Below are 22,787 nucleotides of genomic sequence, written 5' to 3'. Positions count from 1 at the left end.
AATTAGCACTCGAATATGGTGAGTGATAAAAATGAAACGGGAAGGGAAAATAAACGAACGGCAGAAGAAGATTCTCTACTGTGTGGTCAGAGAATACATAATTACAAAGAAGCCTGTCAGTTCGGAACGTGTTCTTGAGGCTTCAGATGTTTCGTGCAGCAGTGCGACTGTGAGAAACGATCTTAGAAGGCTTGAATATCTCGGTTATCTGCACCAGCCCCACACTTCTGCTGGTCGGGTACCAACAGATAAGGGCTACAGATTTTACGTGGATGAGACCTTGAGTTTGATAAAAGAATACACCCAGCATTCGGCTTCTATTCATTCAAAATATCCGATGACCTTTGGCGATATGGAAAAAATCCTGACAGGCGCGGCAATAGCTCTGTCGCGCATCACAAAAGGTGCAGTTATTCTTGAAAAGCCGGCTGTGGACAAGTTGAAAATACTCAGAATATCCATAGCACCGATAACCAGGACATACAACGTCGTTTCGCTGATCACCGAACTGGGGCTGGTCAAATTCATACCTTTCAGGACTTTTTACGAAATAGATTATCTCTCCTTAGAAAACATGATGAACGAACTTCTAAGAGGACAAACTATTGAAAACATAGGTGACAGAAAAATTGAAACCGAGGTGGATCAGTATCTTCTGGACCTATCCGAGCATCTGATCAACGCACTGAGAGAGGATTCTTCCAGCAATCTTGTGAAAGTTGGAATTGATACGTTGATAAATGCCGAGTATTTCAATATAGATGAAATAAGAAAACTCTCTAACTTCTTTTCAGATGATATACTTTTGAAAAAGACGCTCCAGAAGATTGAACAACTCCCAGCGGTTTTCATAGGCTCCGAGCACGGTATTCAGGGTTTGGAGAATTTTGCCATCTTCGCAGATGGTTACAAAAAAGAAGAAAAACTCATGGGCAAGGTCATTGTGATAACGTCAAAAGTTGTTAAATACGAAGATATCTTCAACTCGTTGAGATATATGGTAAGTCGGCTCACCGAATATTTCACAGTTGCGACAAGAGAGGAGGGAAAAAGATGAACGACAATGAAAAAAAACCAGTGCAGGAAGACCAGCAGACAGTTGAAAAACTCCAGCAGCAGAACACAGAGCTTTTGGCATATCTGAGAGAACTCAAAGCCCAGTTCGAAAACTACAAAAAAGACTCACTCAGAGAAAGAGAGCAAATCATAAAAAATGCAAATGAATACTTTCTCACAAAGCTCATACCGGTACTGGACGACATGGAGAGGGCTTTCAAAGAAGTAGAACAATCACACTCTTACAAAAACTTTTATAAAGGAATGGAGATGATCTACAAAAAATTGTGGAAAGTGTTGAACGATGAAGGTTTCTTCAAAATAGAAGCCAAAGAAAAATTCGATCCTTTTGAACATGAAGCAGTCGAAAAAGTAGAAACCAATGAACATGAGGAATATTCAGTGATAAAAGTACTGGAAGATGGTTACAAATTCCACAACAAGATAGTCAAACCGGTAAAGGTGAGAGTTGCAATAAAACCAAGAGGTGGAGAAAGTGCCAAGACAGAGTAAAGACTATTACGCAATACTGGGTGTCAGTAAGGATGCATCACAGGAAGACATAAAAAAAGCCTACAAAAAACTCATTAAACAGTGGCATCCAGATTTGCATCCTGAGAATAAAAAAGAAGCAGAGGAAAAGTTCAAAGAAATACAGGAGGCTTACGAAGTACTGAGCGATCCTCAGAAAAAAGCCATGTACGATCGCTTTGGCTATGTTGGAGAAACCGAATTTTCACAGCAAGGCGCCGGGACCACCTTTGAAGATGTCTTCAAAGATTTTGAGAGCTTTTTTGGCAGAGATATTTTCGACATATTCTTTGGTGAACGCGGTGCCGAAGAAAGACAGCAGACTCGCCGAAGATCGGGTGAGGATATCTCAGTCACAGTGGAAATAGATTTTGCCGAATCTCTGACTGGAAAACAGATTCCTATTGAATACGATAGATTTGAAAAATGTGAACACTGCGACGGTCAGGGAGTTGAGCCGGGCAGCGGTTATCAGACCTGTCCGAGATGCCATGGAACAGGCGTCATAAGAGAAGAAAGACGCAGTATCTTCGGCGTTTTTGTCAGCACCAGGACATGTAACACCTGCGGTGGAACCGGCAAGGTGATCAAGGAAAAATGCCACGTTTGTGGTGGAACGGGTAGAGTCAAAAGGCGAATCAGAACAACCGTGAATATACCAGCCGGGGTTTCAGACGGGACAAGATTGAGAATTGATGGAGCTGGCAATGCCGGATACAACGGTGGTCCATACGGAGATCTTTATGTCACAGTACACGTCAAACCAGATAAAAGATTCAGAAGACAGGATGATGATATCTACATAGATATATCAATCGATTACATTCAAGCAATACTGGGAACGACAATAAAACTCGATCTTCCCACCGGCGGTTCAACCATGCTGAGAATACCTGCTGGAACACAACCGGGCAGTATCTTTCGCTTGAAAGGCGAAGGAGCACCATCAGTAAGAACTGGAAGACGCGGTGATCTGTACGTCACAGTCAATGTGAGAATACCAGACAATATAACCTCTGAAGAGGCAAAACTGCTCAAAGAAATCGCAAAAATAAGAGGAACGAATATATAACAAAACTACGCCAAAGTCCACCTGATTTTTAACATTTATTTCCTGGCAGGGTCTTAAAAAGACCCTTTTTCTCTTTTTTTCAACTATTTACAACATTATGAGAACATGATAGAATATAGTGTAAATATTTTGCAAAAGGGGGCGCCTACCGTGAATCGCCAGGAAGTGCTTAATTTTCTTGAAAGCCAGCCCACTATTCAGCAAGCCAAAGCCCTCGCAAAAAAACTCGGTCTGAAGATCAAAAAAAGAATGAAAAAAAACGAAGTTTATAGAGCACTCAGAGAATACGCTTTTAAGTTAGAGGAACAGGAAAAAATCACACAGCCACCCACGGAAAAAATAGATCAAATCCCAAACTCTTATGAATCTGACAGATTGTCACTGCTTGTGGTGAATCCCCATCTTCTGTTCCTTTACTGGGATCTTTCAAAGCAAACGTATGAAAAAATGGCAAAGACAGGCAACGTAGTCGTGAGACTTTACGATGTGACCTATATCCTGTTCGATGGTAAAAACGCACACCGGGTTTTCGAAGCGGGTGTAGATCTTGGAGTATGTCGAAATTATTACTTTCACGTTCCGTGTGCAAATGCCGATTACATAGCTGAAATCGGCTACAAAGCACAGGATACCTTCGTGCCAGTTCTCAGATCAAACCTGTGCAGAACTCCTTCTGACTCGCCAGCCACTACAAACAGGCAGAGATGGTTTGTCAAAGGCAAGAAGCAGGTCGTCACAATTGGAGAAGTATTGATAAAACCGGTTGAGCACATCGGCATTTTCAGTTCAAAGAGTGCTATTTCTGGTGGTGTTGGACTATGACTGGGTATTTTTGTTTGACTCTTCATTCTCATCTTCCATACGTTCATCATCCAGAGCATGAAACTTTTCTTGAAGAGAGATGGTTCTTCGAAGCACTGATAGAAAGCTACATACCTCTTCTGATGGTTTTTGACAGGCTTGAAAAAGACGGCATACCTTTCAAGCTAACCATCTCCCTTACCCCTCCACTGCTTGAGATGACAAAAACAAATGGACTTACAGAAAAATTCATCTCACACATAAACAAATTGATAGAGCTGAGCGATAAAGAGATCTCACATGCCCAGAGCCAGGAAGAAAAGGCTCTGGCTGTTTTCTATAAAGACAGATTCACACAGGTTCTGGAATATTACGAAAATCTCAATTACGATCTTTCAAAAGGTTTTGCAAAATACGCCAATGAAGGTTATTTAGAACTCATCACCTGTAATGCCACTCATGCATTTCTGCCTCTGATGCAGCATCAACCAAATGCCGTTAATGCACAGATCGGCATAGGGGTGCGGGCATTTCAGGAGAGATTGGGTTTTGCACCAAAAGGAATCTGGCTCGCTGAATGCGGTTATTTTCAAGGGCTCGATGAATTTCTAAAAAGACACGGGCTGGAATTCTTTTTTGTTGATTCGCATGGATTGTGGTATGCTGATGAGAAACCAAAATACGGTGTATACAGACCTGTGATGACTCCTTCGGGCGTCTTTGTTTTTGCAAGAGATCCACAGTCAAGCGAGCAGGTGTGGAGTGCAACGACTGGATATCCTGGTGATTACAGATACAGAGAATTCTACAGAGATGTTGGATTTGACAGAGATTTTGATTATATAAAACCTTACATCGACCCAAGCGGTGTGAGAGTCAATACCGGAATAAAATACCACAGAATAACTTCCAAGCAGACACCTCTAAACCAGAAGCAGTTGTACAATCGTCAGGAAGCTCTGAATGCCGCTAAAGAACACGCAATAGACTTTCTCAACAAAAAACTCGATCAGATACAAAAACTGTACGATGTTTTCGGACAACCGCCGGTGATCGTAGCTCCGTTTGATACAGAACTGTTCGGACACTGGTGGTTTGAAGGTCCAGAATTCATCGAATACTTCTTCAGAGAAGCCGCCAAAAACAAGTCTCTAAGAGTGGCAACGGCTTTAGACATTCTGGAGAAATTTGATACATTCCAGATACTCACACCAGCCACTTCTTCATGGGGATCTGGTGGTTACAACGAGACCTGGCTGAATGGACACAATGACTGGATATACCTGCACATGAATGAACTCCATGACCGCATGACAAAACTGGCAAGGCAGTATGAAAATGAAACCGATCCACTGAAAATCAGAGTACTGAACCAGATGCTCAGAGAACTTTTGCTTTTACAATCCAGTGATTGGGCATTCATTTTAACCACAAGAACCAGCGTCGAATATGCTGTTAACAGAATCAAAACGCATGTGAAAAGGTTTTTAGATCTTGAGAATCAGTTTATGAGCAATAATATAGATGAGCAGTATCTTGAAAAAATTGAAAAAATGGACGCCATTTTTCCGTGGCTCGATTACCGAATGTATCTGGATGAAAAACTTCGAGAGGAGGGATAAAGTGTCTACCAAATACTATGAGATCAGGTGGCACTCAAGAGCAGGACAAGGTGCAAAAAGTGCTTCTCAGTTGCTTGCCGAAGCTGTTCTGGACATGGGTAAATATGCTCAGGCTTTTCCTGAATACGGTGCTGAGAGATCAGGAGCTCCAATGAAAGCCTTCAACAGAATCAGTGATCAGAGAATAACAATCCATTCCGCAGTTGAGAAGCCAAATGTTGTTGTAGTCATAGATGACACACTTCTTTCTGCGAGCGTTGTCGAGGGTCTGGACGAAAAAGGTGTGTTAATAGTCAACACAACTCATCCAATTGAATACATCAGAAAAAAGACGGGATTCAACGGAAAGATATGCACTATAAGAGCAACGGATATCGCCCTTGAAGAGATCAAAAGAGGTATACCCAATACCGTGATACTTGGAACCATCGCCAAGGTTACAGGGCTGATTACACTCGAAGCGGCTGAACAGAAAATCCGCGGAATGTTTGAAAAGAAGCTTTCCGCAGATATGCTTCAAGCAAATATCAGGGCTTTGAGGAGAGGCTATGAGGAGGTGAGCTGCAGTGGCTGAGCTCAAGAAATGGAACGAGATTCCAATCGGTGGAATCATAACGGAACCGGGTACTGCTCGCAAGTACAGAACAGGTGACTGGCGTGTAAAAAGACCGGTTTACGATAGATCCAAATGTATAGATTGTATGATGTGCTGGTTTTACTGTCCGGATCAGGCAATCATGCAGGAGAATTCTGTGATGAAAGGCATCAATTACTTTTATTGCAAAGGTTGCGGCATCTGTGCGAATGTCTGTCCGAAAAAAGCCATTGAAATGAAACCCGAGACTGAATTTGTACACAAGGAGGAATGAATATGATTAAAACTCATAAAGAAGCAATCACGGGTGCACAGGCAGCCGCATACGCTATGAAACAGATTGAACCGGATGTTGTGGCTGCTTATCCAATCACTCCGCAGACACCAATAGTTGAATACTTTGCAAAATACGTTGCTGATGGTGTAGTGAGAACAGAGATGATACCCGTTGAAAGTGAGCACAGTGCCATGAGTGCTGTTGTTGGTGCGGCGGCTGCGGGCGCAAGAGCGATGACTGCGACAAGCGCAAACGGACTGGCTCTCATGCATGAAATCGTGTACATTGCCGCTTCTATGAGACTGCCAGTGGTAATGCCCGTTGTCAATAGAGCACTGAGCGGTCCAATAAACATCCACTGCGACCACAGTGACACGATGGCAGAAAGAGATTCTGGATGGATACAGCTGTTCTGCGAAGATGCTCAGGAAGTTTACGATCTGACAATCATGGCAGTCAGGCTTGCGGAGCATGAACAGGTAAGACTCCCTGTCATGGTGAATCAGGATGGGTTCATAATTTCCCATGGTGTTGAACCTGTTGAACTGTTACCCGATGAAGTTGTAAAGAATTTTGTGGGTGAACTCAAACCATTGTACCCGTTGCTCGATACAGAACATCCCGTCACATACGGTCCTCTTGATCTGTATGATTATTACTTTGAACACAAGCGACAGCAGATTGAAGCGATGAAGAACGTGTTCAAGATCTTTCCAGGTATAGCCGAGGAATTTTACAAAATAACCGGCAGAAAATACAATTTCGTGGAACCATACAAAATGGATGATGCACAGTACGTCATGGTTGCTCTGGGTTCAACAAATGGAACGATCAAATACGTCGTTGACCAGTTGAGAGAAGAAGGTAAAAAAGTGGGCTTGCTGAAAATATGGATGTTCAGACCATTCCCCAAAGCCGAGATTCAGCGACTTTTAACTGGAAGAAGAGCAGTTGTCGTGCTGGACAGGTCAGCTTCATTTGGAGCTGAGGCACCACTTTATGAAGCAATAAAGTCTTCTCTCTATGAAGCTGCATCAAGACCTTTACTTGGATCTTTTGTCTATGGCCTTGGCGGAAGAGACATAAACCCGGAACATATAAGATTTGCATTTGAAAAAGCCATGAGACATGAACTTGTTGCGGACCAGGAACTGTACCTTGGTCTTAGAGAATGAGGAGGTGCATTGTATGCCGTTGACCATGAAGAAACTTGCAGAAGTTTTCACCGATAAAGAAACTGGACTAACACAGGGTCACAGGATGTGCCCGGGCTGTGGTGCACCAATAACAGTGAAGCTGGCTTTGATGACTGCGAAAACCCTTGGCTATGAACCTGTTATTGGTTTTGCAACCGGCTGTATGGAAGTTTCTTCGACAATATACCCATTTACTTCCTGGAGTGTCCCATATATACACAACGCATTTGAAAATGTGGCAGCAACAATAAGTGGTGTTGAAACTGCGTATAGAGCTTTGAAAAAAGCGGGAAAAATACCCTCTGATAAAAAATACGCATTCTTTGCCTTCGGTGGTGATGGTGGCACATACGATATAGGTCTTCAATCGCTTTCAGGTGCTGTGGAAAGAGGTCACAAATTCATTTACATTCTCTACGACAACGAAGGGTACATGAACACGGGAAATCAGAGATCCGGTTCAACACCCCCGGGTGCAGATACGACAACCGCCCCTGTCGGGAAAAAGATCCCCGGAAAGGTTCAGTTGAAGAAGAATATAGTCGAGATAATCGCAGGACATGAATATGTCTATGCTGCAACAGTGACCATTAGTGAGCCAATGGATTTCATGAGCAAGATCGAAAAAGCCCTATCTTTTGAAGGTCCCTCTTTCATTGCCGCTCTCAGTCCTTGTGTGAGATACTGGAGGGTTCCTGAAGATCAAACGGTGGATATCACAAAACTCGCCGTTCAGACCAAATACTGGCCCCTGTATGAAGTGGACCGTGGAGTCTACAGAATAACAAGAAAACCAAATACTTTTAAGCCCGTTTCTGAGTTTATAAAGGCACAGGAAAGATTCAGATTGATGCTGCAAAGACCGGATGCTCAGGAAATAATCAATGAAATTCAACAGTACGTAGACAGACGCTGGGAAAGGCTGCTTGCTCTTGAGAATGCAACAAAGGACAAACCAATAAGATAGATGTGCGCCAATCTGGAGGTAGACAGATGCGCGCCTTGATAATTGTGGATTTACAGAATGATTTTGTCCAGCAAAACGGTGCTCTTTATTTTGCGGGCGCAGAAAAGGTAATCGCGCCTGCGATTGATCTGGCAAAAAAGGCAATTGAAAATTCCTGGATAATAATCACAACACAGGACTGGCACGATTTCGATGATGCCGAGTTTGCCTTGTGGCAAAGACATTGTGTTAAAAATACCCCGGGCGCAGAAATCGTTGAACCCCTGAAAACACAGCTTGAGAACTATGAAAAACATTTTTCGATTCATAAAACCAGATACAGTGCCTTTTACGGTACGAATCTGGACGAGTTAATCGGCAGATTTTCAATAAGCGAAGTTGATGTATGCGGTGTTGTCACTCATATATGTGTTCTTTTCACAGTTGAGGAATTGAGAAACAGGGGAATAAAGGTGAGAGTGCATGAAAAAGCCACCGCGTCGTACGATTCACAGTTACACAGATGTGCTATCAGGTTGATGAAAGACGTTCTCGGTGCCGAGGTGGTCCAATGAGAAAAAAGAGGCTGGACCCAAAAGTATTCAAGGTACCAATAGACCGCATACGAAACAATTATTACTCTGACATCTATTTCACAAGATACGTTGAGGTGCTGAAAAAAGATAATAGACACCCGCAGGTTTTGTACCAATTTTTTCCAAGAAAAGATTGTGTGGTGGTTGGTTTAGATGAAGCACTTGCAATACTCAGATTTGCAACCGGATATTACCGCGATGAAGAAAAGGCAAAGGAAATTTTTAGACAAACCCTGATGCTCGACAAAGCAATACAGGCTGCATCGGTGGACATGAAAACCGATCTTGTCCTGGATTATACAAAAAAGAAATGGGAATTGAGAATGAAACTGAACGATCTGTGGGTGGATAAATGGGAAGAAATAGAAGTAAAGGCTCTGTACGATGGTGAAGAAGCAAAAGAATGGGAACCAATAATGACCATAGAGGGTGATCCAACGTATTTTGGTTATCTTGAAACAATCCTGTTGGGTGTCATAGCACGTGCAACGAGTACTGCGACGGCTGTCAAAAATGTTGTAAAAGCGGCAAACGGTAAGCCTGTTCTCTATTTCAGCGCGAGATTTGACCATTATTGGGTCCAGACGACCGATGGTTACGCTGCTCTGTGTGCCGGTGCGTTTGGCGTCTCAACTGATGCAAATGCAGATTACTGGGGTGCAGAATCGATGGGAACAATGCCCCACGCGCTGATAGCAGCTTATGACGGTAGCACCGAAGCCGCTGCTATTGCCTTTGACAAACACATGCCGGCGAGTGTGAATCGCATTATTCTGGTGGACTGGGACAATGATGTCATCGGGACAACTTTTAAAGTGATTAAGGCATTCTATGAAGAACAGACTGGAAAACCCTTTGTTCTTGGTGTAACAGATCCCGCTCCCATTATAGGAGAAGGAAAGGGAAAGATCTGGGGTGTTCGCTTCGATACATCTGGAAATCTCAGGGATGTTTCCGTTGTTCCCAGAGATGAATCTTCACTTGGAGTTTGCCCTGAACTGGTCTGGCGTGCAAGACAGGAATTCGATAAAGTCGGCTTAAAAGGTTTAAAAATAGTTGTATCCGGTGGTTTTGATGCCGATAGGATAGCGCTTTTTGAAAAACTAAAGGTGCCGGTTGATGTCTACGCAGTTGGTTCAAAATTGCTCAGGCATAAAGTTGATATAACTGCAGACATCGTCGAAGTGAATAAAAAGCCCTGCGCAAAAGTTGGCAGGTCCAAACAGGATCTTTCAAGGCTTGAGATTGTTCCAAAAAGATATTGGGAGGAGGTGTGAATAGCTATGGAAAAAGGAACCTGGACTGTGAAAACCGGATTCGCAGATATGTTTAAAGGCGGAGTCATAATGGACGTGACGACCGCGGAACAGGCAAAAATTGCAGAAGAAGCCGGTGCGGTAGCTGTTATGGCGCTTGAACGTGTCCCGGCTGATATAAGAAAAGCCGGTGGAGTGGCGCGCATGGCAAGCATCGCCAAAATAAAAGAAATAATGGAAGCTGTTTCGATACCCGTCATGGCAAAGGTGAGAATCGGTCACATTGCAGAAGCCAGAATCTTGGAGGCACTCGGGGTAGATTTCATAGACGAATCCGAGGTGCTCACTCCAGCAGACGATAGATTTCACATCAACAAGCACGAATTCAAAGTACCATTTGTTTGCGGTGCACGGGACCTTGGAGAAGCACTCAGAAGAATCGCCGAAGGTGCTGCGATGATTAGAACCAAAGGTGAGGCTGGAACGGGTAATGTCGTAGAAGCCGTAAAGCACATGAGAAGGGTCATGGACGACATAAGAAAAGTTACGACGATGCTCGACGATGAACTTGTTGCATACGCCAAAGAAATAGGAGCACCCGTTGAGCTTGTGAGAGAGGTTAAAAGGCTTGGAAGACTGCCCGTTGTGAATTTCGCAGCCGGCGGAGTTGCTACACCTGCAGATGCCGCTTTGATGATGATGCTCGGTGCCGATGGAGTTTTTGTGGGATCTGGAATCTTCAAATCAAAAGATCCCGCAAAGATGGCAAGGGCAATAGTCATGGCAGTTACTTACTGGAACGATCCAGAGATGCTCTTAAAAGTATCCGAAGATATAGGAGAACCTATGCCGGGACTTGAGGTTGAATCACTTGAAGTCCGCATGCAGGAGAGAGGATGGTAAAATTGGTTGTTGGAGTTCTTGGATTGCAGGGGGACTTTAGAGAACATCTGTGGGCTTTGCAGAAACTTCATGCCGAGGCAATAATTGTCAAGACCGTCGATGATTTAAAAAGGGTCAGAGGACTTATAATACCCGGTGGTGAGTCAACAACAATTGGTAGACTTGCGAGAATAACCGGCATAGCAGATGAGCTCAAAAAGAGAGTTTTAGAGGGTATGCCTGTTTATGGTACCTGTGCCGGCATGATCCTTCTGGCAAAAAAGATAGCAAATTATCCTGATCAGTACAGTTTTGGATTGATGGACATCACCGTAGAGAGAAATGCTTACGGCAGGCAGGTTGAAAGCTTCGAAGTCTATTTGGACATCAAGTCAATAGGAGACGGGTTCAAAGCAATTTTCATCAGAGCACCAAAGATCGTTGAATGGGGTGAAAAAGTAGAAGTTCTGGCAAGTTACGAAGGTTCTCCGGTGCTCGTCCAGCAGGAAAATTTACTGGCAGGTTCCTTCCATCCTGAACTGGGGAATGATCTGCGCGTACACGAATATTTTTTGAGAATGGCGGGCGTGAAGTATGCGGGTGTATATTGATCTTTCTGATGAGGAAACCAAGCAAAATATTCTTCAGGCAGTCAGTATGTGCTGTGGCTTGGCTGTGGCTGACGAAAAAGATGCGGATCTTTTCGTTGGTGAAAAAGTACACCCACTGATTGATACCGTGATTGTGAGTAAATCCATACCCGAAGATTTGAATCAAATCATCGATGTCCTTCTACCAGGACAATCTCTTGACTATTATCTGATGAAATTCAAACTTTTGTACTGCTATGTTATCACTCATTGCAGTGTTGAATCATTCCTGGATGAAGAGATCTACAAATCGCAGAGGTACAACCTGCCACTTTCCATCGCCATGGTGAGGTTGGTGAATGAAAATGAACTTGCCGTCAGAGCTATATACAACAGCGCAAAAAGACAGGCAAGGGTTTCTGACAAGATCTTTCTTTATGACAAAAATACCCTGATAGCCCTTCTGCCATACACGCAGATAGACGGTGCAAGAATTTTTGTCGCAAGATTGTTGAGACATTCAAGAAGAATAAAAATCCCAAAACATTCTCCACAGATTGTATCGGCAATCTGTCAGATAACACCTCAGATAGCCGATTCTTCAGAATTGATATTGAAACTCGAAGATGCACTTTTAGATGCAATGAAAAAAGCACAGCAAATTACGGTGGTAGAATAAAAAGGGCGGTTGAAAAGCCGCCCTTTTAGATTCCAAGTTCTTTAAAGATTCTTTCCACAAGCTCCCTGCCGACTTTTTCCTGTGCCTCGTATGTGGAAGCACCTATATGTGGTGTGGCAACTACGTTTGGAAGCTGAAGCAACTTTTTTCTGAGCTCATCTTGGGGTGGTTCAACTTCAAAGACATCGAGTGCAGCCGCGTAAATTTTTCCGCTGACAAGTGCTTCATACAGTGCTTCTTCGTCGATTACTCCTCCACGGGATGCATTCACTATTATTACACCTTTTTTCATTTTTTCGATAGTTTTGCGGTTTATCATGTGCTTTGTCTGCTCAGTCATTGGAACATGCAAAGTTATGAAATCAGATGATCTGTAAAGTTCATCCAGATCGACCATTTTCACATTTTCAAAACTCGACACCAAGGGATCATACGCTATTACTTTCATTCCAAAGGCTAAAGCCCTTTTGGCGACCTCTTTGCCTATCATTCCAAGACCTATGATACCCAAGGTCTTTGCAAAGAGTTCGTGCCCTTCGAGTTCCTTTTTGGTCCACAATCCGTCTTTCAAATCTTTCGTTCCTCTTGCGATGTGCCTTGCCGCACTTATCATTAAACCGAATGTGAGTTCTGCGACAGATACTGCGCTTGCACCGGGTGTATTCAACACCTTCACGCCTTTTTCCTTTGCGGCATTCACATCTATGTTGTCCAGACCTACGCCAGCTCTTCCGATGATCTTGAGTTTCACACCCATGTCGATGATTTCTTTAGTCACCTTTGTTGCACTTCTGACTATCAACACCTCGATCTGCGGCATCAAATTCAACAGCTTGTCTTTCTCAAGATGTTCGCTGGTGACATCGAGCTGAGCCTTGGACTTGAGTAAATTCAACGCCTCTTGATCCAATGGATCATTCACATGAACTCTTATCATCCAGCAACCCCCTCACGGTGAAATACTTCCATTGCAGCCTTTACACCTTCACCGAATTTAACAGGATAACCAAGTTCATGCAGTGTAAATTCCAGCGCAGATATGGCAGTAATTGTATCAAAGATCGAAACATAACCAAGATGGGCTATTCTGAAAATCGTGTTCGTTATGTGTCCCTGCCCGCCTGCTATTGTAACTCCATATTTGTCGCGCATGATCTTTGTTATCTTCTTACCTTCTATGCCTTGTGGAACCTTCACAGCTGTACAGACATTTCCTGGTCTTTTCGAGAACAGCTCAAGCCCAAGTGCTTTTACTGCCGCCCTTGTAGCTTCACCAAGTACTCTGTGTCTGTTCCAGATATTTTCTATACCTTCTTCTTTGAGCATCTTCACACTTTGATTGAGCATGTATATCATATTGACAGCCGGTGTCCATGGATTATCTGGATAGTTCTTGTCGTAATATCTGAGATCGTAATAGTATTTTGGACATTTGTTCTGCTCAACCAGTGCCCAGGCTTTCTTGCTCAAAGTGATGAATCCAAGACCGGGTGGCATCATAATACCTTTCTGCGAACCGCTTACAACTACATCGACACCCCACTCGTCCATCTTCAAAGGTTCGGCAAGTAAGCCACTCACTTCATCGGTTACGAGAATGCGATCTGTGTTTCTCGTGAGCTCTGCTATGGCTTTCAAGTCAATGACCGTTCCAGTGGATGTCTCACTGTGCGTTGTGAAAATGACTTTTGCTTCAGGATGCTTTTTCATCGCTGCTTCTATTTGTTCTGGAGTGACTGCCTCGCCCCATTCGAGTGCTATCTCGACTACCTCGATGCCAAATGCCTGACAGATCTCCTTCCATCTTTCTCCGAATTTTCCAGCGACGACCACTATTGCCTTTTCACCGGGATTGACCAGATTGGTCACCGCAGCCTCCATTGCTCCTGTCCCGGACGAGACAAAGACATAAACCCTGTTAGATGTCTGGAAAAGGTACTTGGTTTCTTCCAGAGTTTTCTGGATTATATCGATGAACTGCGGTGTGCGATGATGAATGGTCTCTTTTGCTCCCGCAAGCAACACATCTATTGGTACGGGAGTTGGACCCGGTGCCATAATGTAGTTTTTCTTCAGCATAAAAACACCTCCCTGAATTTTTCCGATTGTAGTTTACCACGACAGTCAGCAAGAATAAAAAGACTTTGATGTGTAAAAACTTGCATGCAAAAATTTGCTCTATGCAATGTTTTGCACAAAATAAAAAAGTTCTTCTAAAGAGCAAAAGCGTTATGTTGTTTGTTTGGCACGAATTTGATATAAATATGTTGGGGTGATTTGATGAAAAGCTCGCAATACCAATTTTCAAAACTTGCAGGCAAACTCAAATCGTCGATGATACGAGAACTGCTCAAGTATGCAAATGTCCCGGGCGCTATTTCCTTTGGCGGTGGTACCCCAGACCCGGAAACCTTTCCAAGACATGAACTTGCCCAGATCGCTTCAGAAATCGTCGAAAAAGAGTACAGATACACACTCCAATACTCCGTAACCGAAGGTGATCCAGAGCTTTTAAAACAGATATTGATTTTGTTGAAAAGGGTCTATGGAATAGACAATCTTTCTACAGAAAATATTCTCATAACAGTCGGATCACAACAGGCACTGGAGCTTGTCGGAAAAGTTTTACTCGATCCCGGTGACTATGTGCTTGTCGGAGATCCAGAATACCTGGGTGCATTGAGTGCTTTTAGAATGAGAGATCCACAGTTTTTGGTTGTCAAATTCGAAGATGATGGACCGGATATAAATATGATTGAGCAGAAAATAAAAGATCTGGAACAATCTGGCCAGATAAGATATCTAAAATTCATATACTTAGTCTCAAACTTTCAAAATCCATCGGGAATCACAACCAGTCTCGAAAAAAGAAAAGCCATCGTCCAGATCGCTGAGAAATACGATCTATTGATAGTCGAGGATGATCCATACGGCGTGCTGAGATTTAAAGGTGAATTTGTTCCTTCACTGATGAAGATTGGTGGAATCGAAAGAGTGATACTTTTAAATACTTTCAGCAAAATTCTATGCCCCGGCTTGAGAATTGGTATGGTTGTAGCCGAAAAGTCAATCATCAGAAAACTGGTACTTGCAAAGCAGGGTAGTGATCTGTGTAGCCCATCTTTGACGATGAGACTTGCTGCAAGATATCTTGAAAGATACGACATACTTGAACAGATAAAGCCGGCGATTGACCTGTACAGACAGAAAAAGGATGCAATGGTAAAAGCACTCGAGGAAAACTTTGCTGATCTTTCAGGAGCGAAATGGACCAATCCGGATGGTGGACTTTTCGTCTGGTTCACACTGCCAGAACAATATGACACGATGGAAATGTTCAAATTCGCAGAACAAAACAAAGTTTTCTACATACCAGGTGAGGCTTTCAGACCGTACGATCAACCTTCTTCTTCGATGAGAATGTCCTTCTGCCTGCCACCGATAGAAGACATCTACGAGGGTGTAAAAAGGTTGAAAGACGCTTTTGACAAATACAGGGCTTTTAAGGGGTTGTGACATGATGCACAGGATTTTGGTGATAAACCCTGGATCGACTTCGACAAAAATAGCCGTATATGAAGATGAGAAATGCGTGCTTTCTGAAAAAGTCGAGCACAGCGTTGATGATCTGGATAAACATCCAGATTTGATGGATCAGCTCGAGTTTAGAAAAAATAATATAATCAGCTTTCTTGAAAAACATGGATTTAAAAAATCTGATTTTTCAGCCATTGCAGCGCGTGGAGGAATATTACCACCAGTTGAAAGTGGCACTTACATTGTTGACGAAAGGATGGTTCACTACCTGAAATATTCATCTCCAGTCAAGCACGTTTCAAACCTTGCGGCAGTGATAGCGTACGAACTTGCCGATGGAAAAATACCTGTTTATATAACAGATCCGGTTTCCGTTGATGAAATGATTCCAGAAGCGAGATTTTCAGGAATACCTGAGATAGAAAGGAAGAGTTTACTGCACGCTCTGAACATCAAAGCCGTCTGTAGAAAAGTGGCTTTTGAGCTCAACAAAAAATACGAAGAATTAAACCTGGTTGCAGTGCACCTTGGCGGTGGAATCTCTGTCGCAGCCATAAAGAAGGGCAGGATCATCGATGTGAACAACGCAAACGATGAAGGTCCATTCAGTCCTGAAAGAACAGGTGAACTGCCGGTAGGTGATGTGGCAAGGATGTGTTTTTCGGGAAAATACAAAAAAGACGAGCTCAAAAAGAAATTCATTGGAAAAGGAGGACTCGTTGCCTATTTTGGAACAAACGACCTGAGAGAAATACTAAAGATGGCGCAGACAGATAAAAAAGCAGATCTGGTTGTTCAGGCAATGGCTTATCAAATAGCGAAAGAAATTGGTGGCATGTGTGCTGTTCTATGCGGTAATGTGGATGCGATAGTTCTCACCGGTGGAATGTCACACAGTACCGATTTCGTGAACAGGATAAAAAGCTACGTGTACAAATTCGCTCCCATCTTTGTTGTACCAGGTGAATTTGAAATGGAAGCACTCGCATCAGGTGCCTTGAGAATTCTCAAGGGCGAAGAAACTCCAAAGATATGGGGTGGTCTAAGTGAGTAGACTGGCTAAACTCGTTGAAGAATCAAAGGGAAAGAGAAAAAGACTGATCGTAGCTGCGGCAAATGATGATGTTGTGCTGAGTGCTGTAAAGTTAGCGGTCGAATATCAAATAATCCTTCCTGTGTTGGTCGGTCCGCAATCGGATATCAGAAAGCTTTCAAAGGAAGTTGGACTGGATCTATCATTCTGCGAGTTGATAGATGTTCCAAAAGATCAGTCAGTTGTCAAAGCAGTTGAGCTGGCTTCAAAAAATGGAGATTTACTCATGAAAGGTGCTGTAAAAACTGCAGATCTAATGAAAACAGTACTTCAAGAAGAATACAATCTCAGAACTGGAACGACAATTACAATGGTGAGTGTTTTCGATATACCGTCTTATCATAAACTCCTTGCCATAACCGATGCTGGTATGATCATCGCGCCAACTCTTGATCAGAAAGTGGATATGATAAACAGCAGTGTGAAGATAATGAAAAAGCTCGGTGTTGAAAAACCAAAAGTCGCCGTTCTCGGTGCAGTGGAAGTCCCGAATGCAAAGATGCCAGCAACTATTGATGCCGCTGTGCTCAGCAAAATGAACGACAGAGATCAAATAAAAGACTGCATCATCGATGGACCATTTGCCTTGGACAATGCGATCTCATCTGAGGCTGCAAAGCACAAAGGAATAGAGAGCCCTGTAGCTGGCGATGCAGATATTCTAATCATGCCAGATATAGAAGCGGGTAACATCTTTTACAAAGCAATGGTTTTCCTTGCCGGTGCGAAGGTTGCTTCTGTCATCCTTGGTGCGAAACTGCCAGTGGTTTTGACTTCAAGGGCAGATTCAGACGAAACTAAATTGTATTCGATAGCCCTTGCGGCTACACTCGCATGAGAGGATGAGAAAATTGTACAGAATTCTGGTGATAAACCCCGGTTCGACATCAACGAAATTTGCGATTTTTGAAGATGAAGAAATGGTTTTTTCGCAAACACTCAGACATGGCGTGGAAGAGTTGTCGCCTTACAAAAACATATTCGATCAGTATGAATTTAGAAAGTCAGTCATTCTCAAATCAATTGAAGAGAATGGTTATCCAGTGAACAGTTTTTCTGCAATAGTCGGCAGGGGAGGATTATTAAGACCAATACCCAGTGGCACTTACGAAGTGGACGAGACAATGCTCGAAGAACTCAAAGATGCAAAATATGGTGAACATGCATCTAATCTGGGAGCCATTATCGCTTACGAACTTGCCAAGCTTGCCAATGTAAAGGCTTACATAGTGGATCCGGTGGTTGTCGATGAAATGGATGACGTAGCGAGAATCTCCGGACACCCTGAAATTTCAAGAAAATCGATCTTTCACGCACTTAATCAAAAAGCTGCCGCAAGAAGAGCCGCATCTGAGATCGGTAAAGCTTATGAAGACACAAATCTGATAGTTGTGCACATGGGTGGCGGAATTTCAATCGGTGCTCATTCAAAAGGAAAAGTCATAGATGTCAACAATGCCTTGGACGGTGATGGACCGTTTACTCCTGAGCGCAGTGGAACTTTACCTCTGACACAGTTGATAGACCTTTGTTTTTCGGGAAAGTACACCAAAGAGTGGGTGCTGAAAAGAATAAAGGGCAACGGTGGATTGGTCGCATACCTTGGGACAAACAGTGCAATCGAAGTTCAAAAGAGGATAGACAACAACGATAAATACGCCGAACTCGTGTACAGGGCAATGGCGTATCAAATAGCAAAATGGATTGGAAAAACAGCAGCCGCTCTGCGTGGAGATGTCGACGCAATAGTTTTAACTGGCGGTCTTGCTTATGACAGTAGATACATGGTCAAATGGCTCAAAGAATATGTTTCTTTCATCGCACCGATTATCGTGTATCCCGGCGGAGACGAAGAAAAAGCACTTGCTCTTGGAGTTCTTAGAGTTCTGAGAGGTCAGGAAAAACATAAATCTTACCGTGAAGAGGCGGAAAGATGGCAAAAAACCACGTGTTTGTAGGTCTTTATGGAAGTGGAAAAACTGAACTGGCAATAAACTACGCCATTAAATTGAGAAAAGATTTTCAAAAGGTTGCCATAGCAGATGTGGATATAGTTTCGCCGTACTTCAGAATAAGAAATTTTCAGCATGTGCTTGAATCTCACAACATAGTCGTCATAACAGCACCAGAAAAATTGATGAACGCAGATTTGCCAATCATTACCGCGTCGGTGGCTGGATACCTTGACAATCCAGAATACAGAGTTGTACTGGATGTCGGTGGTGATGAACGCGGTGTAGTTGTACTCGGATATCTCAAAGAACACCTTGTTGATGCAAGTGTGTACCTGGTTGTGAACACAAAAAGACCGTTCAGCCAGACTGCAGAGCAGATCACACAAATTGCAAAAACTTTTGAAAATCGATGTGGTGTGAAAATCGACTTTCTGGTGAACAACACAAACCTTGGATCCAAAACCGATCCAAAGATCATCGACGAAGGTGAAAAAATTTTACAAAAAGCGTCAGAAATGCTGGCAAAGCCTGTCGCTTTCACGGTGGTTGATAACTCGATTGATTACAATGGAAGATTTGATATTCTGCACATAGAAAGATTTGTAAAGGCTAAGGAGGAGTCATCTTGAGAAAAGCATATATACAGATTGATGCTGAAAGGTGTAAAGGATGTGGGCTGTGCATAAATGCCTGTCCACAGAAGATAATAAGATTTTCAGACAAATTCAATTCAAAGGGATATCATCCCGCAGAACAGTACGACCCAGATGAGAAATGTACCGGTTGCGGCTTTTGCTACATGATGTGTCCTGACACCTGTATAACTGTTTTTAAAGCCGCACAACCTGTGAGGTGATGAGAATGAAAAAAGTCATGATGAAAGGCGTCGAAGCAATAGGAGAAGCCGCTATAAAAGCTGGATGCCGTAATTACTTTGGCTATCCAATTACACCGCAGAGTGAATTGACAGAATACATGGCTCGCCGTCTGCCGGAAGTTGGTGGCAGTTTTCTACAAGCAGAGAGTGAAGTGGCAGCCGTTAACATGATATATGGTGCTTCAAGTGTTGGAAAGCGCGTTATGACCTCTACATCATCTCCTGGTTTCAGTTTGATGCAGGAAGGTGTTTCTTACATCGCGTGTGCTCAACTGCCTGCTGTTTTTGTGAATGTGGTTCGTGGAGGACCCGGTCTGGGCGATATCCAGCCATCCCAGGGAGATTACTTTCAGGCGACAAAAGGCGGCGGGCACGGTGATTACAGATTGATTGTCCTTTCGCCTTCAACTGTTCAGGAAGCTGTAGAACTCACAACACTTGCCTTTGATCTGGCTGATAAATACAGAAATCCCGTGCTGATCTTTGCGGATGGCTTGCTCGGGCAGATGATGGAACCAGTCGCTTTTGAAGAAAAAGAAGCAACCTACGACAACAGCAGCTGGGCACTAACCGGTGCAGAGAACAGACCACCCAGGCAGGTAACCTCATTCAACATAGACCCGTACGGTCTTGAAAAAATGAACATAGAACTGCAAAAAAAATACCGACAGATAGAGGAAAAAGAAGTTCGATACGAACAATTTCAGACACAGGATGCAGATATCTTAATCGTTGCACATGGAACGGTTGGAAGAATCGCAAAAAGTGTTGTAAAAATGGCAAGAGAAGAGGGTCTAAAAGTCGGTTTGTTCAGACCAATCACCTTATACCCATATCCCTACGATGCACTGGCAAAAGCTGCAGAAAAAACATCCATGGTTATGACCGTTGAAATGAGTTCAGGTCAGATGCTTGAGGATGTCAAACTCGCGATTTGTGGAAAAGTCAGGATAGAGTTTTATGGAAGAATGGCAGGAGTTGTTCCAACACCAGAGGAAATTTTCACTCACCTGAAAAGTCTAATTTAGGGGGCAATGAAAATGGAGTTCAAAACAATCTATAAAATGCCTGATTCTTTGAGTAAAAAACCTTTTACATACTGCCCTGGATGTCATCATGGAATTGTGCACAGATTGATTGCAGAAGTAATAGACGAGCTTGGAATAAGAGAAAAAACAATAATAGTCGCGCCTGTGGGTTGTTCGGTTTTCGCTTATGAGTTTTTCAACCTCGATGGGACAGTCGCTCCACATGGAAGAGCTACAGCGGTAGCAACGGGTATGAAACGCGCAAGACCTGATCTTGTGGTTTTCACATACCAGGGTGATGGCGATCTGGCGGCGATCGGAACAGCAGAAACAATTCACACGGCAAACAGAGGAGAGAGAGTAACAACGATATTCATAAACAACGCGATATACGGCATGACAGGTGGACAGATGGCTCCCACAACTCTACTCGGTATGAAAACCACAACCTCTCCATACGGCAGATCACCGGAAAAAGAAGGCTATCCCGTGCACATATGCGAGATATTGAAGGAACTCAAAGGAGTTGCTTTCTTGGCACGGACAAAAGTAACTACACCAAAAGATGTTCTGACAACAAAGAAATACATCAAGAAGGCTTTCTTAGCCCAGACGAGAAATCTGGGTTATGGGCTTGTTGAAGTTTTGTCAACCTGTCCAACAAACTGGGGTATGCCTCCTATTAAAGCCATGCAGTGGCTTGAGCAGAATATGGTGGCAGAATATCCTCTTGGTGTCTTTGTGGATAAGGTTGGTGAGGACAAATGACACACAGTATAATTTTTGCCGGTTTTGGCGGACAGGGAGTTATGTTGATGGGTCAGGTCCTTGCCCAGGCGGGTATGAATGAAAACAAGTATGTGACGTGGTTCCCATCCTATGGTCCTGAGATGCGTGGAGGAACTGCAAACTGCACGGTGGTTGTGAGTGAAGAGCCTGTAGCCTCACCTGTTATTGAGTTACCAACAGAAGTTGTTGCGATGAACATACCTTCACTTTTGAAATTCGAACCGAAAGTCAAAAAAGACGGTTATCTGTTCATCAATGTCTCGGTCGTGGACAGAAAACCTCAAAGATCCGATATCAAAGTGTATGAGATACCTGCAAATGACATTGCAGAAAAACTTGGAAATCCCAAGGTTGCGAATATGGTGATGCTCGGCAGCTTTGTTCAGATAACAAAATGCGTGAGCATAGATTCTCTGATTGAAGCCATGAAATATAAACTTTCATCCAGAAGTTCTGAGATCATCGATATTAATATCAAAGCCATCTATGAAGGTGTAAAACACGTAGGCGGATGAGATAGACCCACCCATTGGCCGGAGCTCAAGCTCCGGCATTTTTTAAAGTTCACAACAATTTTGAGAGTTTTTCATAACAGATCTGCGCAATCTTCTTCGCATCCATTTTCCAGTACTGCTCGTTGAAAAGTTCTACACTGATCACTTTACTATATCCAATTTTTCTCAGTGTTCTGATAAAATCACTCAGCGGCAGTATCCCATCTGTCGGCATGACTCTGTCTGAATCTTGAACTTCTTCTTTGATCTCTAAAAGATCGTTGATGTGCACTATGAATATATCCTCAGGGTCTGTTTGCTCCAAATCTTCAAGGGTTGATCCACCGGCAAAAAAGTGACAGGTATCGATCACAAGACCCACATTCTTACGATCCAAGGCTTTGATTATTTCCCTTGCTGTGTTCAGCTTGTTAACAGAACAGTTCTTAAACCCGAGAAATTCAAAAGCAAGCCTGATCTGATAGCGATCTGCCAATTTTGAAAACTCTTTCAGAGCGTTGATAGTTTCCCTTTTCACCTCACTCTCCGGCAGTTTTTCTTCAATAAAACCCGGAACAACGATCAAAATCCCGGCTTTTACATCCTGGGCAAGTGCGCAGAGCATCTCACATTCCTGGAGTTTTTCTTTGAAGTCTTTGCAAAAAGTAGCCTGTTCAAGTGAATTGATCGTATAGGGCTCGATGCCGTATTTCACAAATTCTCTGGCAATATCTTCTACACTGTGGTGTTTTATAGCATCGAATAACTTTGTTTTCCAGATCTCAAGTACATCAAATCCTGCATCACTTGCCCAAACAATATCGCTGAAAAGATCATGCTTCATGGATGTAGCGCCATTGAACCCCTTCAGCATAAACTCACCCCCACTCAGATCTTGGATCAAATATTATCACA

Annotated in this window: 26 protein-coding genes; 23 read left to right on the top strand and 3 right to left on the bottom strand. The window is 43.2% G+C overall.

Annotated elements, in window-relative coordinates; translation table 11 throughout:
• Nucleotides 1-31: 31 nt before the first annotated feature.
• The 14 genes from hrcA to AC4E92_RS04555 all read left to right on the top strand — a co-directional run bounded on the left by hrcA (nucleotide 32) and on the right by AC4E92_RS04555 (nucleotide 12,099).
• Nucleotides 32-1,057 (top strand): heat-inducible transcriptional repressor HrcA, encoded by a 1,026-nt coding sequence (hrcA, locus tag AC4E92_RS04620; protein WP_490239425.1) that lies wholly within the window; start codon nucleotides 32-34, stop codon nucleotides 1,055-1,057.
• Entirely contained in the window at nucleotides 1,054-1,569 is a 516-nt protein-coding gene (locus tag AC4E92_RS04615; protein ID WP_490239424.1) for a nucleotide exchange factor GrpE, read from the top strand. Before hrcA ends, AC4E92_RS04615 begins: the two co-directional genes overlap by 4 nt.
• Complete coding sequence (dnaJ, locus tag AC4E92_RS04610) at nucleotides 1,553-2,659, top strand: molecular chaperone DnaJ (protein ID WP_490239423.1); 1,107 nt, start codon at nucleotides 1,553-1,555, stop codon at nucleotides 2,657-2,659. The genes AC4E92_RS04615 and dnaJ overlap by 17 nt, the downstream gene beginning before the upstream one ends.
• 150 nt (nucleotides 2,660-2,809) lie before the next feature.
• Complete coding sequence (locus tag AC4E92_RS04605) at nucleotides 2,810-3,481, top strand: DUF4912 domain-containing protein (protein ID WP_490239422.1); 672 nt, start codon at nucleotides 2,810-2,812, stop codon at nucleotides 3,479-3,481.
• Nucleotides 3,478-5,082, top strand: coding sequence for a glycoside hydrolase family 57 protein (locus tag AC4E92_RS04600; RefSeq protein ID WP_490239421.1), 1,605 nt, complete (start codon nucleotides 3,478-3,480; stop codon nucleotides 5,080-5,082). Before AC4E92_RS04605 ends, AC4E92_RS04600 begins: the two co-directional genes overlap by 4 nt.
• Before the next feature lies 1 nt (nucleotide 5,083).
• Nucleotides 5,084-5,656 (top strand): 2-oxoacid:acceptor oxidoreductase subunit gamma family protein, encoded by a 573-nt coding sequence (locus tag AC4E92_RS04595; protein ID WP_490239420.1) that lies wholly within the window; start codon nucleotides 5,084-5,086, stop codon nucleotides 5,654-5,656.
• Complete coding sequence (gene porD / locus AC4E92_RS04590; RefSeq protein ID WP_490239419.1) at nucleotides 5,649-5,951, top strand: pyruvate synthase subunit PorD; 303 nt, start codon at nucleotides 5,649-5,651, stop codon at nucleotides 5,949-5,951. The genes AC4E92_RS04595 and porD overlap by 8 nt, the downstream gene beginning before the upstream one ends.
• Nucleotides 5,952-5,953: 2 nt before the next feature.
• Complete coding sequence (porA, locus tag AC4E92_RS04585) at nucleotides 5,954-7,129, top strand: pyruvate synthase subunit PorA (RefSeq protein WP_490239418.1); 1,176 nt, start codon at nucleotides 5,954-5,956, stop codon at nucleotides 7,127-7,129.
• Nucleotides 7,130-7,142: 13 nt separating this feature from the next.
• Nucleotides 7,143-8,117: a thiamine pyrophosphate-dependent enzyme gene (locus AC4E92_RS04580; protein WP_490239417.1), complete on the top strand. Its 975-nt coding sequence runs from the start codon at nucleotides 7,143-7,145 to the stop codon at nucleotides 8,115-8,117.
• 26 nt (nucleotides 8,118-8,143) lie between these two features.
• Complete coding sequence (locus tag AC4E92_RS04575; RefSeq protein WP_490239416.1) at nucleotides 8,144-8,671, top strand: cysteine hydrolase family protein; 528 nt, start codon at nucleotides 8,144-8,146, stop codon at nucleotides 8,669-8,671.
• A complete protein-coding gene (locus tag AC4E92_RS04570) occupies nucleotides 8,668-9,969 on the top strand; it encodes a nicotinate phosphoribosyltransferase (protein ID WP_490239415.1) in 1,302 nt (433 codons plus the stop codon). Before AC4E92_RS04575 ends, AC4E92_RS04570 begins: the two co-directional genes overlap by 4 nt.
• Before the next feature lie 6 nt (nucleotides 9,970-9,975).
• A complete protein-coding gene (gene pdxS / locus AC4E92_RS04565; protein ID WP_490239414.1) occupies nucleotides 9,976-10,851 on the top strand; it encodes a pyridoxal 5'-phosphate synthase lyase subunit PdxS in 876 nt (291 codons plus the stop codon).
• 2 nt (nucleotides 10,852-10,853) lie between these two features.
• Nucleotides 10,854-11,441: a pyridoxal 5'-phosphate synthase glutaminase subunit PdxT gene (pdxT, locus tag AC4E92_RS04560; RefSeq protein ID WP_490239530.1), complete on the top strand. Its 588-nt coding sequence runs from the start codon at nucleotides 10,854-10,856 to the stop codon at nucleotides 11,439-11,441.
• Nucleotides 11,425-12,099 (top strand): hypothetical protein, encoded by a 675-nt coding sequence (locus tag AC4E92_RS04555; RefSeq protein ID WP_490239413.1) that lies wholly within the window; start codon nucleotides 11,425-11,427, stop codon nucleotides 12,097-12,099. The genes pdxT and AC4E92_RS04555 overlap by 17 nt, the downstream gene beginning before the upstream one ends.
• A gap of 25 nt (nucleotides 12,100-12,124) precedes the next feature.
• On the opposite strand, the gene AC4E92_RS04550 is transcribed toward AC4E92_RS04555, so the two are convergent.
• A complete protein-coding gene (locus AC4E92_RS04550; protein WP_490239412.1) occupies nucleotides 12,125-13,036 on the bottom strand; it encodes a D-2-hydroxyacid dehydrogenase in 912 nt (303 codons plus the stop codon).
• The gene (locus AC4E92_RS04545) at nucleotides 13,033-14,178 is read right to left on the bottom strand and encodes a pyridoxal-phosphate-dependent aminotransferase family protein (RefSeq protein WP_490239411.1); all 1,146 of its coding nucleotides are present in this window, start codon (nucleotides 14,176-14,178) and stop codon (nucleotides 13,033-13,035) included. Before AC4E92_RS04545 ends, AC4E92_RS04550 begins: the two co-directional genes overlap by 4 nt.
• A gap of 201 nt (nucleotides 14,179-14,379) precedes the next feature.
• Between AC4E92_RS04545 and AC4E92_RS04540 the strand changes: the two genes are divergently transcribed.
• The 9 genes from AC4E92_RS04540 to AC4E92_RS04500 are packed head-to-tail and all read left to right on the top strand — an operon-like array spanning nucleotide 14,380 to nucleotide 21,893.
• Nucleotides 14,380-15,615, top strand: a complete 1,236-nt coding sequence (locus AC4E92_RS04540; protein WP_490239410.1) for an aminotransferase-like domain-containing protein — start codon at nucleotides 14,380-14,382, stop codon at nucleotides 15,613-15,615.
• A 4-nt stretch (nucleotides 15,616-15,619) separates the two neighbouring features.
• Nucleotides 15,620-16,690: a butyrate kinase gene (buk, locus tag AC4E92_RS04535; RefSeq protein ID WP_490239409.1), complete on the top strand. Its 1,071-nt coding sequence runs from the start codon at nucleotides 15,620-15,622 to the stop codon at nucleotides 16,688-16,690.
• Nucleotides 16,683-17,567: a bifunctional enoyl-CoA hydratase/phosphate acetyltransferase gene (locus AC4E92_RS04530; protein WP_490239408.1), complete on the top strand. Its 885-nt coding sequence runs from the start codon at nucleotides 16,683-16,685 to the stop codon at nucleotides 17,565-17,567. Before buk (AC4E92_RS04535) ends, AC4E92_RS04530 begins: the two co-directional genes overlap by 8 nt.
• 13 nt (nucleotides 17,568-17,580) lie before the next feature.
• Nucleotides 17,581-18,687: a butyrate kinase gene (gene buk, locus AC4E92_RS04525; RefSeq protein WP_490239407.1), complete on the top strand. Its 1,107-nt coding sequence runs from the start codon at nucleotides 17,581-17,583 to the stop codon at nucleotides 18,685-18,687.
• Nucleotides 18,663-19,313 carry a cobalamin biosynthesis protein CobQ gene (locus AC4E92_RS04520; RefSeq protein ID WP_490239406.1) on the top strand — a complete coding sequence of 217 codons (651 nt, stop codon included), beginning with the start codon at nucleotides 18,663-18,665 and terminating at the stop codon, nucleotides 19,311-19,313. Before buk (AC4E92_RS04525) ends, AC4E92_RS04520 begins: the two co-directional genes overlap by 25 nt.
• Nucleotides 19,310-19,540 (top strand): 4Fe-4S dicluster domain-containing protein, encoded by a 231-nt coding sequence (locus AC4E92_RS04515; protein ID WP_490239405.1) that lies wholly within the window; start codon nucleotides 19,310-19,312, stop codon nucleotides 19,538-19,540. The genes AC4E92_RS04520 and AC4E92_RS04515 overlap by 4 nt, the downstream gene beginning before the upstream one ends.
• A 5-nt stretch (nucleotides 19,541-19,545) precedes the next feature.
• Nucleotides 19,546-20,589: a 3-methyl-2-oxobutanoate dehydrogenase subunit VorB gene (locus AC4E92_RS04510; protein ID WP_490239404.1), complete on the top strand. Its 1,044-nt coding sequence runs from the start codon at nucleotides 19,546-19,548 to the stop codon at nucleotides 20,587-20,589.
• A gap of 12 nt (nucleotides 20,590-20,601) precedes the next feature.
• Nucleotides 20,602-21,357 (top strand): thiamine pyrophosphate-dependent enzyme, encoded by a 756-nt coding sequence (locus tag AC4E92_RS04505; protein WP_490239403.1) that lies wholly within the window; start codon nucleotides 20,602-20,604, stop codon nucleotides 21,355-21,357.
• A complete protein-coding gene (locus AC4E92_RS04500) occupies nucleotides 21,354-21,893 on the top strand; it encodes a 2-oxoacid:ferredoxin oxidoreductase subunit gamma family protein (RefSeq protein WP_490239402.1) in 540 nt (179 codons plus the stop codon). Before AC4E92_RS04505 ends, AC4E92_RS04500 begins: the two co-directional genes overlap by 4 nt.
• Nucleotides 21,894-21,942: 49 nt before the next feature.
• Here AC4E92_RS04500 and AC4E92_RS04495 read toward each other — a convergent pair whose 3' ends face one another.
• Complete coding sequence (locus tag AC4E92_RS04495) at nucleotides 21,943-22,746, bottom strand: sugar phosphate isomerase/epimerase family protein (protein WP_490239401.1); 804 nt, start codon at nucleotides 22,744-22,746, stop codon at nucleotides 21,943-21,945.
• Nucleotides 22,747-22,787 lie beyond the last annotated feature (41 nt).

This window comes from Pseudothermotoga sp. (assembly GCF_031962025.1).
Classification (GTDB): Bacteria; Thermotogota; Thermotogae; order Thermotogales; family DSM-5069; genus Pseudothermotoga_B.
This window is presented reverse-complemented; position numbering and strand designations above follow the sequence as displayed.